Origin of the sequence: Allorhizocola rhizosphaerae, from assembly GCF_003426775.1 — a bacterium.
Lineage (GTDB): Bacteria > Actinomycetota > Actinomycetes > Mycobacteriales > Micromonosporaceae > Allorhizocola > Allorhizocola rhizosphaerae.
Genome location: NZ_QJUG01000215.1, coordinates 1 through 14,357 on the forward strand (window position 1 = coordinate 1; position 14,357 = coordinate 14,357).

Genomic DNA, 14,357 nt, shown 5'->3' on the forward strand with positions numbered 1-14,357 from the left:
CGCCGTGCTGGCCCGGCCGCGCGTGCGGCGGGCACCCGGGCGGCCGGGCATGATGCCGCAGCCCGACTTCCCGATCTCGCCGGCGCGGCTGTTGGGCGTGGTCGAGGAGCTGCGGCGGGGCGACGAGCGGATTCGCGTGGCGCGGCGGGCACCCGACTCGGTGCGCGCGGCCGCGGGGCACCCGATGTCCAGCCTGACCGCGGTGCAGGCGCACAGCCACGCGCTTTCGGTGCTGCAGCAGGCGGTGCGCGACAAGGTCAAGGTGTGGGTGGGATACGTGGACGCCCACGGGGCCGCGGCCTCGCGCCTGGTCCGACCGGTGTCGATCGGCGCGGGATACCTGCGCGCCGAGGACGACCGCACCCAGATGCTCCACACGTTCGCCCTGCACCGGATCACCGCCGCGGCGCCCGCCGACACTGCGTGACGGCCCGCTTGCTCGTGCTGCGAAAGGGGTAGAAGTCTGGGCAGTCGCGGGCGCGGGATGACAGTCTGGGTGGATGACCGAACGGGAGTCCGAAACGGGCATCTCTCGACCCGTCAGGATCGCCGTGCTGGCGGTCGCGGCGGGACTCGTGGCGTGGTTCTTCTTCGCCTGGCTGGCCCTCGACCGGCACGTGCTCGACGCGGCCGGCGAGTCGGTGGGCAGCGGACTGCTGCTCCTGGTCATCGTCTCGATCGTGGGTGTCCTGCTGAAGCGGAGCTAGGCGGCCCCAGCTGCGCTTTTTGCTCCTGCTAAAGCAAGTCGCGGGCGGATCGCCCTGGATGGCGCCGTCTTCCCTCCCGATCTTGACCACTTCGTGGATCAAAGATCGCTCAGTCCAGACACCGCCGGGCGATCCGCGCTCGCGGAAATTGCGCTCCCCCGTTGGGACCCCCGAGATCCGTCTGCCCGAACGCACATACAAATTTCTAGACACCTGGACGGCGCTAAACGGTTGTTCTCGATCTATAAATCGGTACGTTCGTCCGGCCGATTCGGTCCGTTCAGGCAACTCGCGCCGTGGGCTGGCAGACTTGAGCGATGACCAACGGGCCGCTGATCGTCCAGTCCGACAAGACCCTCCTGCTCGAGGTCGACCACCCCGACGCGACCGCGTGCCGCATGGCCATCGCCCCGTTCGCCGAGCTGGAGCGTTCGCCGGAGCACGTGCACACCTACCGGCTCACCCCGCTGGGGCTGTGGAATGCGCGCGCCGCCGGGCACGACGCCGAACAGGTGGTCGACGCCCTGCTGCGGTTCAGCCGTTACCCGGTACCGCATGCGCTTTTGGTTGATGTCGCGGAAACCATGGACCGTTACGGCCGTCTGCAACTGGTCAACGACCCCGCGCACGGCCTGGTGCTGCGCGGCCTCGATCGCGCGGTGCTGGTCGAGGTGGCCAAGTCGAAGAAGCTGGCCGGCATGCTCGGCACGCACCTCGACCCGGACACGATCATGGTGCACCCGTCCGAGCGCGGCCGGCTCAAGCAGGCCCTGCTCAAGCTCGGCTGGCCGGCGGAGGATCTCGCGGGCTACGTCGACGGCGAGGCGCACGCGATCGAGCTGCGGCAGGACGGCTGGCACCTGCGGTCATACCAGAGGGAGGCGGTGGAGTCGTTCTGGGCGGGCGGCTCGGGCGTGGTGGTGCTTCCATGTGGCGCGGGCAAGACGCTGGTCGGCGCGGCCGCGATGGCGGAGGCGTCCGCGACCACGCTGATCCTGGTGACCAACACGGTCGCCGGGCGGCAGTGGAAGCGCGAGCTGCTGGCCCGCACGTCGCTGACGGACGGCGAAGTCGGCGAATACTCGGGCGAGCGCAAGGAGATCAGGCCGGTCACGATCGCCACCTATCAGGTGCTCACCACCCGGCGCGGTGGGACATTCCCACACCTCAATGTGTTCGACGCCCGCGACTGGGGTCTGATCATCTACGACGAGGTGCACCTGTTGCCGGCGCCCATGTTCCGGTTCACGGCCGACCTGCAGGCGCGGCGGCGGCTCGGGCTGACCGCCACGCTCGTGCGCGAGGACGGCAAGGAGGGCGACGTGTTCAGCCTGATTGGGCCGAAGCGCTACGACGCACCGTGGCGCGACATCGAGGCCCAGGGCTGGATCGCGCCCGCCGACTGCACGGAGGTCCGCGCGACCCTGACCGACGACGAGCGCATGGCCTACGCGGTCGCCGAGCCCGAGGAGCGATACCGGGTCGCGGCCACCGCGCGCACCAAACTCCCGATCGTCGAGGCCCTCGTCGCCCGCCACGCGGGCGATCAGGTGCTGGTCATCGGCGCCTATCTCGACCAACTGCACGAGCTGGCCGAGCACCTCGACGTGCCGCTGATCCACGGTGGCACCACCAACAAGGAGCGGGAGCGGCTGTTCGACGAGTTCCGCGAGGGTCGGATGAAGACGCTCATCCTGTCCAAAGTGGGCAACTTCTCGATCGACCTGCCGGAGGCGACGGTGGCCATCCAGGTGTCGGGCACGTTCGGCTCGCGCCAGGAGGAAGCCCAGCGGCTCGGCCGCATCTTGCGACCCAAGCAGGACGGGCGGCAGGCGCACTTCTACACGGTCGTCTCGCGCGACACCATCGACACCGAATATGCCGCACACCGGCAGCGGTTCCTGGCCGAGCAGGGCTACGGCTACACCATCGTCGACGCGAGCAGCCTAGAAGAGAGCAGCTAGCAGGGCCGCACCCGCGGGCAGGATCTGGGCGAGCGCACCGCGCCACAGGCGCGCCTGCGAGGCCAGCAACACGACTCCCGCACCGAGCATGCACGCGCACGAAAACAGTGCGATGGCCGGGTTGTTGGCGATCACCCCGCCGATCGCGCCGACCGCGAGGAACAGGTTGTAGAACCCCTGATTGAACGCGAAAGTGCGCAGCTGCGGCGTGACCGGCGCGCCACCCGAGAAGGCCCGCGAGACGTTGGGCCGGGTGAACAGCACGCTCTCCAGGAGAAAGATCCCGATGTGGACGACGCCCGCGAACAGGGCGAAGGTCTGCGCAACCGCGTTCATAGTCGCAGTATGAACGCGGTTGCGCAGAATCCGCACTAGCCCAGGCCGTTCTTCATGGCCGTGATGAGCGTGCCGCCGGTCGTGTCACCGGACAACTCCCAGAAGAACGCGCCGCCAAGGGCCTGACCGCGGGTCCAGCTCATCTTGCCGGCGATGGTGCTCGGCGTGTCGTAGCTCCACCACTGGTTGCCGCAGTGGGCGTATGCCGTGCCACCGACGGTTCCGGTGGCCGGGCAGCGGCCCACGAGCACCTTGTAGTCCTCGATGCCGGCCTCATAGGTGCCGGGTGCCGCTCCAGTGGCCGAGCCGCCGGGCGCGCTCTGCGTGACGCCGGTCCAGCCGCGCCCGTAGAACCCGATGCCCGGCAACAGTTTCGACGCCGGGATGCCCTTGCCGCGCAGGTGCGAGATGGCGTTCTCGGTGCAGAAGCCCGCGATCGGCATGCCGGAGTAGCAGGACAGCGCCGAATGCGGTGCGGTCGGGCCGTCGGCGTCGAAGGCGCCGAAGAAGTCGTACGTCATGACGTTGTACCAGTCGACGTACTGCGCCGCGCCCGCGTAGTCGGCCGCGTCCTGCTTGCCGCCCGTGGTGCCGTCGGCCGTGATGGCGGCGGTCACCAGCTGGCTGCCGAACCGGGCCCGCATCGCCTGCATCATGGTGCGGAACGAGGCGAAACCGCTGGTGTCACACGTCAGGCCGCACGCGTTCGGGTACTCCCAGTCCAGGTCGATGCCGTCGAAGACACCGGCCCAGCGCGGGTCGTTCACGAGGTTGTAGCAGGAGTTGGCGAACGCGGTCGGGTTCTGCACGGCCTGCCCGAATCCGCCGGACCAGGTCCAGCCGCCGAACGAGAACAGCACCTTGAGGTTCGGGTACATCCGCTTGAGCCGCTTGAGCTGGCCGAAGTTGCCGCGCAGCGCGCCCGCGTCCCACGTGTCGGCCACGCCGTCGACGCTCTCGGCCGCGCTGTAGAAGCGGTCGTAGTCGGCGTACGAGTCACCGATCGTGCACTGTCCACCTTGGACGTTGCCGAACGCGTAGTTGATGTGCGTCAGCTTGGCGGCCGAGCCGCTGGTGTGGATGTTCTTCACGTGGTAGTTGCGCTGGTACACGCCCCACTGGACGAAGTAGCCGAGCAGCTTGTTGCCGCCGCCCGTGCAGCCGGTGGTGGTGCCGCTGACCGTGGCCGGGTTGGACCAGTTTCCGGCCGCGTCCCGCGCGCGCACCGAGTAGCCATAGCTGGTGCATGCCGTGCGCCCACTGTCCGTGTAGGACAGTGAGGTGGTCGTGGTCAGCACCGTGCCGCCGCGCGACAGCTCGTACCCCGTCACGCCGACGTTGTCCGTGGAGGCGTTCCAGGCCAGGGCGATGCTGGTGTTGGTGGTGCTGGTGACCCTGAAGTTGCCGGGTGTCGTTGGCGGGCTGGTGTCGCCGCCCGTCGCGTTCGTGGTCACCGAGATCTGGTTGCTGTGCGCCGTGCTCACGTTGCCGGCCGCGTCGCGCGCCTTGACCGTGTATGTGTAGGTCGTGCTGGGCGTGAGGCCGGTGTCGGTAAACGTCGTCCCGCTGGACGTGCCGGTCGGGCTGGCCGCGCCGTTGCGGTAGATGTTGTATCCCGTCACGCCGACGTTGTCGGTCGCGGCGTTCCAGCTCAACGCGATCGACGTGCTGGTCTTGCTGGGGCTGGTCAGGCCGGTCACGTTGCTCGGTGGCGTGGTGTCACCGCCGCCCCCGCCCTGGCCCTGCAGCGAGATGCCGTCGGCCCAGTAGGTTCCCTGGCCGTACCAACCATGGGTATAGATCTGGGCGCTGCTGCCGCTGGCCGTGAAGGTCAGCGTGAGCTGGGTCCAGGTTGTGCCGCCGGGGGTCCACGTGGACGAGCTGCCGGTGATGCCGAGGTAGGTGTAGTTGCCCCGGAACCATCCCGACAGGGTGTAGGAGGTGCCCGACACCAGGCCGGAGATGTTCTGCGTGCACTTGGCGTTGTCCGATGCGGACGCCGCGCCCTGCAGAGCCCGTGTGCCCGAGTGGACCGGGCTGGACACGACGCTGCCGAGGCTGCACGACCACGGGGAGAGGGCCCCGGTTTCGAACCCACCGTTGACGGCCAACTCGGCCGCGCTGGCTTGCGGTGTGGCGACGAGGGTGCCGGTCACGATCAGTGACAGCACCAGGAGGACGCGTTTCATCAGCTGACTCCCGTTCCGTGCCGGAGAAAGAATTAGTTAACTTTCCTAAAAGTGAAGGTGACTTTAGTCTCATGATGGTGGGAAGTCAATATCGACCGGGATGGCTTAAGGCGATTCAAGTTGGGCACACTAAACCCGATCGCTAACCTGTAGGAACGTCTACAAGAAAAAGAAGCAGGTGTACAGCAGTGCCTACGGGTCGTGTGAAGTGGTACGACACGGATAAGGGATTTGGATTCCTCACCCGTGATGACGGAGACGACGTCTTCGTGCACAAGGCTGCCCTGCCCACCGGGATAGCCGAGCTGAAGCCCGGTCAGAAGGTCGAGTTCGGCATCGCGGCGGGCCGCAAGGGTGACCAGGCCTTGCAGGTCAAGGTGCTTGAGGCGCCACCGTCCTTGGCGGAGGCGGAACGGCAGCGTTCGCGGCGGCCCGCCGACGAGCTCAACACCTTGATCGAAGACATGATCAAAGTGTTGGAGGCGAAGATCCTTCCGGACCTCAAGCGTGGCCGGTTCCCGGATAGGAAGATCTCACACAAGATCGCTGAGGCGCTGCACGTCATCGCCAAAGAATTGGAAGTTTAGAGGTCAACCGCGGGGACAAGATTCGCGTCGGCGGCCCGGGTCAGCAGGACCCGGGCCGCTTCGCGTCCCTCGGCGCCCAGATCTTCGGTGAAGTTGTTGACATACAAGGAAATGTGGCCGTCGATCACGTCGTCGTCCATCTCCTGCGCGTGCCGCTTGACGAAGTCTCGCGACATCGCGGGATCCGCCCACGCCATCCGCACGCTCTGGCGGATCCAGCCGGTCGCATCGTCCACAAGCGACGGCCGGGCGATGATCGCGCCCAGTGGGATCGGCAGGCCGGTCTGCTCCTCCCACCACTGCCCGAGGTCGACGACGCTGGTCAGGCCGTAGCGCTGGTAGGTGAAGCGCGCCTCGTGGATGACCAGGCCCGCGTCGAACCGTCCACTTGCGACACCGGGCATGATCTCATTAAAGGGAATAACCTTTATCTGGTACGGGGTTGAGGCCCACAAGCGGAAGAGCAGATAGGCCGTGGTCCGATCCCCCGGCACGGCGACCGTTTCGATGCGCTGGCCCGGCCGCGTCACCACCAGCGGCCCGCACCCGCGCCCGAGCGCCCCGCCGCACGGGACCAACCGATAGTCCTCCAGCAGCCACGGCAGCGCGGCATAGCTCACCTTGACGAGGTCGAACCGCCCGTCCAGGGCCGCTGTGTTGGTCACGTCGACATCGGCGAACGTCACGTCAAACTCCGGCGCACCCGGCACGAGCCCATGCACGAGCGCATGAAACACGAACGTGTCATTGGGGCACGGCGAAAAGGCAATCTTCACTGATGACGTCCCCTTCGTTTCCGGTCGTGCGGGATCATCGCGGCCAGTCCGACGAACCCCCACACGAAACCGGCCAGGCAGATCCACAGCCAGCTCGACGGGCCGTTCGCGAGCCAGACAGCGAGGCCGGCGAGCGCGAACGCCACGATCCCACCGATCGCGAACGGCACCATCGGCGGGTCGAGCGGCTGAAGCTTGGACACGGCAAGATGCTATCCATGCCGATCCTCACACGGGTGCTGCGCGTGGTCCTCGCCACGTTGCAAGTGCTGCTCGGCGGCGTGCGCTGGCTGGCCCTGCAGACATATCGCCAGCGCACGATCGGCGTGACCGCCTCGCCGCAGCTGGCCCGCCTCCTGGACGTGTTGTTCGTGACGGTTGCCGCGCACATGACGTTGGCCGCCGGGTTGGTCGTGTGGCGTGGGCCGCTGAACTGGCTGTGGGCCATCCCGGTCGTGGCGATCGGGCTCGGCCTGGGCGTGTGGCTGCGCAATCGGTGGACCATCGTGGCCCTGATCGTGCTGCAGCTCGCCGGGCTGGCGCTGGTGTGGCTGCCGATTGTCGCGGCCCTGGCCGTGGCCCTGCTGGCATGCGTCATCGCGACCGCATGGGCGCGAGCGCTGTGGCGGGCCGCGCTGGCCGGGCTCCTGCTCGGCGTGTTCACGGGTGGCGCGGGTCTCGTGGTGGGCCTGTTCGTGCCCGCGTTCCCGCTGTGGCTCACGGCCGGGCTGCTGCTCATCGGCCTCGTGCTCGCGCTGCGCGTGCCCGGCACGCCGCGTGAACAGCCGGTCGTGCCGCGACAAACACCACATCCGCCGCCTCAGCCCGAGGGCTACACCGTGTACCGCCCGTCATCCCTGGATGATTGAAGCCATGAGCTTGCTGATCGTGACTGCCGTGCCCGCCGAAGCCGAAGCCGTGCGCAAGGGGCTTCCCTCCGACAGCCCGATCATGGTCGCGCCGGTGGGCGTGGGCATGGCCGCGGCCGCCGCCGGCACGGCACGCCTGCTCACGCTCGCCGACGGGCGCTACACCGGCGTGATCAGCTTCGGCATCGGGGGCGGGCTCGGCGTGCCGCTGGGCGGCATCGTGCTCGCCGTGCGCAGCATCGCGGCCGACCTGGGCGCCGAGTCGCCGGAGGGCTTCATCAGCCTCGATGACCTGGGCTTCGGTGGTTCGGCGACGATCCCGGCCGACCCCGGGCTGCTGACCGTGCTGCGCGGGAGCATCGCCGAGGCCGTCGTGGGCGATGTCGTGACGGTGAACACGGTGACGGGCACAAGCGAACGCACCGCCTGGATGATCGAGCGGTACCCGAACGCGATCGCGGAGGGCATGGAGGGTTACGGCGTCGCGGTCGCCGCGACGCAGGCCGACATCCCGTTCGCCGAGCTGCGCACGATTTCCAACCTTGTCGGCCCGCGCGACCGCTCGGCCTGGCAGATCGGCGGCGCGCTGGATGCCTTGACGAAGGCCGCTCAGCTGCTGTCGACCACGTTGTCGTCGTAGCCGTCGCGGCGCGTTTCGCCGCAGGCGCACCGACCGATCCGGCTGGTGCGCTGACCACAAACGATCACAGGGTTTGGTCACTCAGTCCGGGACCGAGGGCGACCGCACCGGCGTGTCGTTCACGCCGTACCCGAGCACGTTCGCGACACTGCGGGCCGGCACATCCGGGTGCCGGTCTGTTCGCGTTGCGCCACCGCGCGCGTGCAACTCTCGCCCTGGCCCTCCCGCCCGCCACACTAGGATTCGACCTGGGTTTCCAAGATCCTTGGAGAAACGTATGAGTGATGTAGGCACCGTCACTGGCAAGGTGGTCGTGAACAGGGTGATGTCGCTGGACGGCTTCATCGCCGGTCCTGGCGACGCGATGGACTGGATCTTCGAGTACATGACGGCGGATACGGTCCCGGAGGTCATGGCGGCCACGGGCGCCATGCTCATCGGCCGGGGTACTTACGAGGTCGGCAAGCGTATGGCCGACCAGGACACCAGCTATGACGGGGGAGCACAATTCGTCCTCACCCACAATCCCCCCGCCGAGCCGGACCCTGACGTCACATTCCTCACCTGTGGACTTGAGCAAGCCGTTGCCACGGCACGCAGCGCCGCGGGCGGCAAGAACTTGGAGATCCTCGGTGCCGATGTGGCCGCCCAGTGTCTGCAGCGCGGGCTCGTCGACGAGATCCTGGTGTATGTCCTACCGCTGCTGCTCGGCGACGGTGTCCGTTTCTCGCCTCCAGGCCTCGGCAGGATCGACCTGGAACCTTTCAGCAACACCCAGTTGGGCGCCGTCACCATGCTCCGCTTCCGCGTGCGAAAGTAGGCGCAGCCCTCCAACGGCTACAGCGTTGTCCCTGAACGTTCGCCGGGTGTGATCAGGCAGCTTGGGGTCGATGAACGCTTGGTCATCACCCCGGCCCTTCACCTCGACAACGATCACATCGCTAACGAGCGTGAAAACCCCGCCCTCCCAGAACCCCGCCTATCCACCGGCGTGTCACAAAATCCGGCCGACCTTCGTGGTCACCGCACTAGATGCTGTCCACCACGTTGTCGTCGTAGATGGTCGGCGGGGCCGGGAGCGTGGTCTCCTCGATCAGGATCTCGGAGTGCCCGCCGCAGCCGTGGTCGCGCGAGACGACCTTGCCGTCATCGGGCGTGTAGACGTTGCCGCACACCCCGAACATGCGGCCCAGCGAACCGGCCAGCTGCAGATAGAAGCCGCACGACACGCAGCGCGCCGCGCGCGGGGCGGCCTGCGAGATCGGTGCGTCGGGGCCGGCGTCGCCCTCATACCACCTTTCGGCGGTCTCGGACCGGCCCAGTGGCGACATGACGCGCGATCGGCCCAGGCCCAGCTCCCACACCGCCTCGTCAACGGCAGGATCGCCCGACAGCGTGTAGCCCGGCACGAGCCGGTCGTCCTCGGCCGGGGTGGGCAGCAGGTCGCCCACGCCCAGATCGCCCGGGTGCAGCCGCTCGTGCCACGGCACCCAGCCGGGCGCGAGCAATGCCTCGGGCCCGGGTAGCAGCACCGTCTCGCACACCGTGACGTGCTTGCTGCGCGCCACCCGGGTGACCGTCACGGCCCAGCGCCAGCCCCGGTAGCCGGGCAGCTCGCAGGCGAAGTAGTGGGTGACGAGCCGGTCGCCCTCGGCCGCGAAGGTCAGATGCTCGCCAACGTGAGCAGGGTCCTCGGTGATCGCTGCGCGCGCCAACTCCACCGCGGCGGCGCAGATCTGGTCGATTTTAGGGGAGGCGATCCTGGTCACGCTCGCTATTCTGGCACAACTCAGGTGACGAGCACCTTGTCCCGCTCCACCACGCTTTCCACCACGCGCACCTTCGGGATCGGCCGGATCTCGAACGACAGCTTTTCGCCCGAATGGCGCAGCTGCCAGACCAGCGCGGCGACCGCGGCGGCCAGTGAGACGGCGCCGCCCAACCAGATGCTCGCCTGTGCGCCGAACGTCTCGGCGATCCAACTGATGACCATCGAGCCTACGGGCGCGGTACCCATAAAGATCAACACATAGAGGGCCATCACCCGGCCTCGGTAGGCGCCCTCGACTCCCAGCTGAATCCGCTGGTTGGCGGCCTGTCCAAGGAAGACGGTGCTGAACCCGGTCGGCACGAGCAGCAGCAGGGCCAGCCACACCGAGTCGGCCAGGCCGACCATGACCGCCAGCACGCCGAACCCGATCGCCGCCCACAGGAACAGATAGACCGACGGGCGGCTGCGCCGCCACGTGCCGGCGAGTGCCCCGCCGAGCGCGCCGACCGCCAGCGCCGTGTTGAACAACCCGAACGTGGCCGCGTCGGTGTTGAACACCGTCTTGGCCAGCAGCGCGAGCGTGAGCTGGAAGTTGTACCCGAACATGGCGATCACGGCGATGGTCACCATCGGCAGGAGCAGGTCGTGCCGCTGCCGCACATAGCGCAGTCCATCAACGATTTTCGCGTCCTGCTTGGGCGTGGGCCGGCCGCGGTGCAGCGCGAGCGGGTCCATGCGGATCTGCGCGAACACGGGCGCCACGGCCAAGACGGTCGCGATCAGGAACACTGGTCCGGTGCCCAGCCCGGCAATGGCCACACCGGCGAGCGCGGGACCGGTGATGCGGGCCGTCTGGAACGTGGCGGCCGACAGCGACAGGGCATTGGGCAGCAACGTCTTTCCCACGAGTTCGGACACGAACGACTGCCGCACGGGCGTCTCGATGGCCTGCGCGACGCCCAGGAGCAAGGCGAAGATCATAATCATCCAGAGCTCGATCGAGCCCGTGGCGACAAGAACGGCCTGCACGATCGCGAGCCCGGCCCACGCACCGTTGGAAAAGATCAGAAGCTTGCGCTTGTCGAACCGGTCGGCGAGCTTGCCCGCGTAGAGCGTGAGCACCATGACCGGGATGAACTGGAGTGCGGTGACGATGCCGAGGGCGGTCGCCGAATCGTTGGACAGCTCCAGGACCAGCCAGTCCTGGGCTATGTACATCATCCAGACACCGATCAGCTTGACCAGCTGACCACTTGCGAACAGTCGATAGTTGCGGACCGTGAGGGATTGGAACGTCGTGCTTAAACGCGCCCGCACGCTGGAAGCGCCTCCTTAGTTACCTTCCGTGCCGGGCAAGCCCCTCCAAAATGGACGATGCCCGGGCGACCGTTTCTCGTTCGTCGGGCGTCAGTTCGGCCAGCCGTGCGGCGAGCCACTCATCGCGCGCCTTCTCATAGAAGGACAGCATCTCCAAACCCTGCTCGGTTGGTGCTAGAAGCACCTGGCGGCCGTCGGTCGGGTGCGGGCTGCGCTGGACCAGGCCGCGCTCCTCCAGCTTGCTCACGATCTTGGTCATCGTGGGCGGTTGCACCCGCTCCAGGTCGGCGAGCTCCCGGGGGGTGAGCGCGCCGCCGAGGCGCAGGCTGGTGAGCGCGGACAGTTGGGTCATCGTGAGATCGCCGACGGGGCGTTCCTGACGCAGACGTCGGTTGAGCCTGGTGATGGCGTCGCGTAGGCGCACCGTCAGCTGCTCCGGTGTCATCGGTTTCGCCATCACCAACTCCACGATCCTTAGGCTAGCTAATTAGCTTTGCTAAACAAACATGAGTTCGGTCACGCCGCGCGCGAAATACAGCACGAAAAGCGCCGAGACCACCCACAGCAGCGGGTGCACCTCGCGCGGCTTGCCTCGCACGACTTTGATGAGCGTATATGTAATCAGACCGGCGCCGATGCCATTGGCAATCGAGTACGTGAACGGCATCACCACGATCGTCAGGAACGCCGGGATGGCGATCTCGTAGTCGCTCCACTCGATGGTCTTGATCCCGATCATCATGAGGAAACCCACGACCACGAGCGCGGTCGAGGCCGCCTCGAACGGCACGATCGTCACCAGCGGCGCCAGGAACATCGCGACCAGGAACAGGCCACCGGTCACCAGGTTGGCAAAGCCCGTGCGCGCGCCCTCGGCGACACCCGCCGCACTCTCGATGTACGACGTGTTGCTCGACGTGCTCGCGGCCCCGCCGGCCGCCGCGGCGAGCGAGTCGACGAGCAGGATCTCGCGTGCCCGCGGGACGGAACCGTCCTGCGTGACCAAGCCGCCCTCCTGACCGACCGCGACCATCGTCCCCATTGTGTCGAAAAAGTCGGTAATTAAGAGCGTGAATACGAACATCGCGCAGATGACCGGCCCGGCCGTGCGCCACGAGTCGAAGAGGTTGAACTGACCGAGCAGAGAAAGATCAGGAGCCGAAAACAATTTATCCGGTACCTTGGGCACGTTCAGGCTCCAGCCGCGCCCGCCCTGTCCGAGCTTGGCGATCGCCTCCACGATGATGGCCAGCACGGTGGTCGACAGGATGCCGATCAGGATCGCACCCCTCACCTTGCGGACGAGAAGCACGATCGTGAGCAGCAGGCCGACCACGAAGACCAGGCCAGGCCACGTGATGAGCTTCCCGCCGATGCCCAAACCGATTGGGGGAGAAGGGTTCCCGGTGGAAGTCACAAAGCCCGCGTCCACGAAGCCGATGAGCGCGAGGAACAGGCCGATCCCGACCCCGATCGCGGTCTTCAACTGGGTCGGCACGCTGTGGAAAATGGCGGTACGCAATCCGGTCAGCACCAGCACGGCGATGATCAGACCTTCGATCACCACCAGGCCCATGGCGTCGGCCCATGTCATCTTGGGCGCGATCTCAAATGCGACCATGGCGTTGACGCCCAGCCCGGCCGCGAGCGCGAGCGGGAACCGCGCGACCACGCCCATCAGGATCGTCATCACGCCCGCGACCAGGGCTGTCGCCGCGGCCACCGCGGCGATGCCCAGTTTGCCGCCCTGGCCGTCCGTGACTCTGTTGAGGATCAGCGGGTTGAGCACCACGATGTAGGCCATCGTGAAGAAGGTGGCCAGACCACCGCGCACCTCACGGGACAGCGTCGACCCGCGTGCGGAGATCTCGAAATAGCGATCGAGCCGGCTCACGACGAAACCGCCGTTCGGAGGACGGCCCGGCACGGTTCGCAAGCGGGTTCGCCGCAGCGTCTGCGTAGGCGCTCACTCATGCGCGCATGTTGTCATACCCGGGTGGTGGAATGCGCGCGTGGATTACTTGACACATCTCGCGGCCGACTATCAGCGGCTGGCCTCCGTGTGCGCGGGCCGGCTGTCCGCCCGGGTTCCGACCTGTCCGGAGTGGACGGTCGACGACCTCGTGGGGCACGTTGCCCGGGTCTATCTGCACAAAGTGGAGTGCATGCGGCAGGGCAAGCTGCCCCGGCCCTGGCCGCCCGATCTGTCCGGCGAGCCGACCATGGCGGTGCTCGACCGGGCCTACCGAGAGCTGGTGGCCGAGTTCGCCGCCAGGCCTGCGGAGTCGCCGGCATACACGTTCTACGAGCCGGATCAGACGGTGGGTTTCTGGATGCGTCGCATGGCGCACGAGACCGTCATCCACCGCATCGACGGCGAGCTCGCGGCCGGGGTTGACTGCCTGCCCATCGCCGATGAGCTCGCGCTCGACGGCATCGATGAGGTCCTTCAGGTGTTCCTGGCCTGGGCCAGCCGGGCGTGGCCCGAAGACTTCACCGAGCCGCTGTCCGCCGGCCCCGGATCGGTTGCCATCCTTGCCCTTCCCGCCGCGTTCCCCTCATCCAGCACGACCGCCCCGGCCGGGCCACCCCCTCCCGGCGCCGCGCAGCTTCCGCGCCACGCCGCGGCGCCTCCGGCTTCTGCCGCGTCCCCTTCTCCCGGCGCTGCGATGGCTCCACACAGCCTTGTGGCGTCGGTCGCCTCGCCGTGCCGGTGGCTCGTCAGCTGGGATGCCAAAACCATTGATCTGGCGGTGACCGATGCGCCCGCTCGTGCCCAGATCAGTGGCACGCCGGAGGCCGTGGTGCGCTGGCTTTGGCGGCGGTCGGAGTCCGGCGTGACCATCCATGGGGAGGGTGCCCAGGTGGCGCAAATGCGGCAGCTATTAACCGCCGCCACGCAGTAGGGTGTCAGACGTGGCGACAGATAGCGCATTGCCCCTCACACTCGGAGTGATCGCGCTCGTCGGCATGCCCGCAGCGATCGCCGCCGTGATCTGTGGGGACGAGGTTGTCGAGTCGGTGCGCCAGCGTGCCGAGCAGGTCAAGCAGACGTGGTTGGAGCAGCGCACGCTCGACCGGCTGGAGCGCGCCCTCGCGCCCGCGCCGCCCGCCGGCCCGCCGTGGGTCGCCGTGGCCAAGGTGGCGTCCGAGGCGCTGTCCTCGGCGCGCGACACCGTGGCCCAGTTCGCGGTGCATCGG

17 protein-coding genes are annotated in these 14,357 nt (G+C 67.6%); 9 read left to right on the forward strand and 8 right to left on the reverse strand.

Annotation, left to right across the window (positions count from 1 at the left end; all coding sequences use genetic code 11):
• The 3 genes from DM816_RS32985 to DM816_RS32995 all read left to right on the forward strand — a co-directional run.
• The coding region (locus DM816_RS32985; RefSeq protein ID WP_162908080.1) for a WYL domain-containing protein at positions 1-427 on the forward strand (427 nt) is incomplete at its 5' end.
• A 73-nt stretch (positions 428-500) separates the two neighbouring features.
• Positions 501-707, forward strand: a complete 207-nt coding sequence (locus DM816_RS32990) for a hypothetical protein (RefSeq protein WP_117214393.1) — start codon at positions 501-503, stop codon at positions 705-707.
• A 317-nt stretch (positions 708-1,024) separates the two neighbouring features.
• Positions 1,025-2,671, forward strand: a complete 1,647-nt coding sequence (locus DM816_RS32995; protein ID WP_117214394.1) for a DNA repair helicase XPB — start codon at positions 1,025-1,027, stop codon at positions 2,669-2,671.
• Here DM816_RS32995 and DM816_RS33000 read toward each other — a convergent pair.
• Entirely contained in the window at positions 2,654-3,007 is a 354-nt protein-coding gene (locus DM816_RS33000; protein ID WP_117214395.1) for a DUF1304 domain-containing protein, read from the reverse strand. The two genes, DM816_RS32995 and DM816_RS33000, sit on opposite strands and share 18 nt — an antisense overlap.
• Positions 3,008-3,042: 35 nt before the next feature.
• Positions 3,043-5,196: a glycosyl hydrolase family 18 protein gene (locus tag DM816_RS46115; RefSeq protein WP_117214396.1), complete on the reverse strand. Its 2,154-nt coding sequence runs from the start codon at positions 5,194-5,196 to the stop codon at positions 3,043-3,045.
• Between the two features lie 188 nt (positions 5,197-5,384).
• Here DM816_RS46115 and DM816_RS45565 point away from each other — a divergent pair, with 188 nt between their 5' ends.
• Entirely contained in the window at positions 5,385-5,783 is a 399-nt protein-coding gene (locus DM816_RS45565; protein ID WP_117214397.1) for a cold shock domain-containing protein, read from the forward strand.
• On the opposite strand, the gene DM816_RS33015 is transcribed toward DM816_RS45565, so the two are convergent.
• Together DM816_RS33015 and DM816_RS33020 are read right to left on the reverse strand one after the other, a co-directional pair.
• Positions 5,780-6,559 carry a 1,4-dihydroxy-6-naphtoate synthase gene (locus tag DM816_RS33015; protein ID WP_117214398.1) on the reverse strand — a complete coding sequence of 260 codons (780 nt, stop codon included), beginning with the start codon at positions 6,557-6,559 and terminating at the stop codon, positions 5,780-5,782. The two genes, DM816_RS45565 and DM816_RS33015, sit on opposite strands and share 4 nt — an antisense overlap.
• The gene (locus tag DM816_RS33020) at positions 6,556-6,732 is read right to left on the reverse strand and encodes a DUF2530 domain-containing protein (protein WP_117214405.1); all 177 of its coding nucleotides are present in this window, start codon (positions 6,730-6,732) and stop codon (positions 6,556-6,558) included. Before DM816_RS33020 ends, DM816_RS33015 begins: the two co-directional genes overlap by 4 nt.
• Positions 6,733-6,777: 45 nt before the next feature.
• On the opposite strand from DM816_RS33020, the gene DM816_RS33025 reads away from it, so the two are divergent.
• The 3 genes from DM816_RS33025 (at position 6,778) to DM816_RS33035 (ending at position 8,888) form a co-directional block, all read left to right on the forward strand.
• Positions 6,778-7,428, forward strand: coding sequence for a hypothetical protein (locus tag DM816_RS33025; protein ID WP_117214399.1), 651 nt, complete (start codon positions 6,778-6,780; stop codon positions 7,426-7,428).
• A gap of 4 nt (positions 7,429-7,432) precedes the next feature.
• The gene (locus DM816_RS33030; RefSeq protein ID WP_117214400.1) at positions 7,433-8,068 is read left to right on the forward strand and encodes a futalosine hydrolase; all 636 of its coding nucleotides are present in this window, start codon (positions 7,433-7,435) and stop codon (positions 8,066-8,068) included.
• Between the two features lie 277 nt (positions 8,069-8,345).
• A complete protein-coding gene (locus DM816_RS33035) occupies positions 8,346-8,888 on the forward strand; it encodes a dihydrofolate reductase family protein (RefSeq protein ID WP_117214401.1) in 543 nt (180 codons plus the stop codon).
• Between the two features lie 208 nt (positions 8,889-9,096).
• On the opposite strand, the gene DM816_RS33040 is transcribed toward DM816_RS33035, so the two are convergent.
• Genes DM816_RS33040 through DM816_RS33055 form a run of 4 tightly spaced genes read right to left on the reverse strand, consistent with a single transcriptional unit; the run spans position 9,097 to position 13,092 of the window.
• A complete protein-coding gene (locus tag DM816_RS33040; RefSeq protein ID WP_117214406.1) occupies positions 9,097-9,846 on the reverse strand; it encodes a DUF3027 domain-containing protein in 750 nt (249 codons plus the stop codon).
• Between the two features lie 11 nt (positions 9,847-9,857).
• Entirely contained in the window at positions 9,858-11,156 is a 1,299-nt protein-coding gene (locus DM816_RS33045) for an MFS transporter (RefSeq protein WP_117214402.1), read from the reverse strand.
• A gap of 19 nt (positions 11,157-11,175) precedes the next feature.
• Positions 11,176-11,601 (reverse strand): MarR family winged helix-turn-helix transcriptional regulator, encoded by a 426-nt coding sequence (locus tag DM816_RS33050; protein WP_117214407.1) that lies wholly within the window; start codon positions 11,599-11,601, stop codon positions 11,176-11,178.
• A gap of 51 nt (positions 11,602-11,652) precedes the next feature.
• Positions 11,653-13,092 carry an NCS2 family permease gene (locus DM816_RS33055; RefSeq protein ID WP_425455303.1) on the reverse strand — a complete coding sequence of 480 codons (1,440 nt, stop codon included), beginning with the start codon at positions 13,090-13,092 and terminating at the stop codon, positions 11,653-11,655.
• 76 nt (positions 13,093-13,168) lie between these two features.
• Here DM816_RS33055 and DM816_RS33060 point away from each other — a divergent pair, with 76 nt between their 5' ends.
• Both DM816_RS33060 and DM816_RS33065 read left to right on the forward strand, forming a co-directional pair.
• Positions 13,169-14,062 carry a maleylpyruvate isomerase family mycothiol-dependent enzyme gene (locus tag DM816_RS33060; protein WP_162908081.1) on the forward strand — a complete coding sequence of 298 codons (894 nt, stop codon included), beginning with the start codon at positions 13,169-13,171 and terminating at the stop codon, positions 14,060-14,062.
• Between the two features lie 10 nt (positions 14,063-14,072).
• Positions 14,073-14,357 (forward strand): hypothetical protein (locus DM816_RS33065; RefSeq protein ID WP_162908082.1); only part of this gene is annotated, 285 nt, incomplete at its 3' end.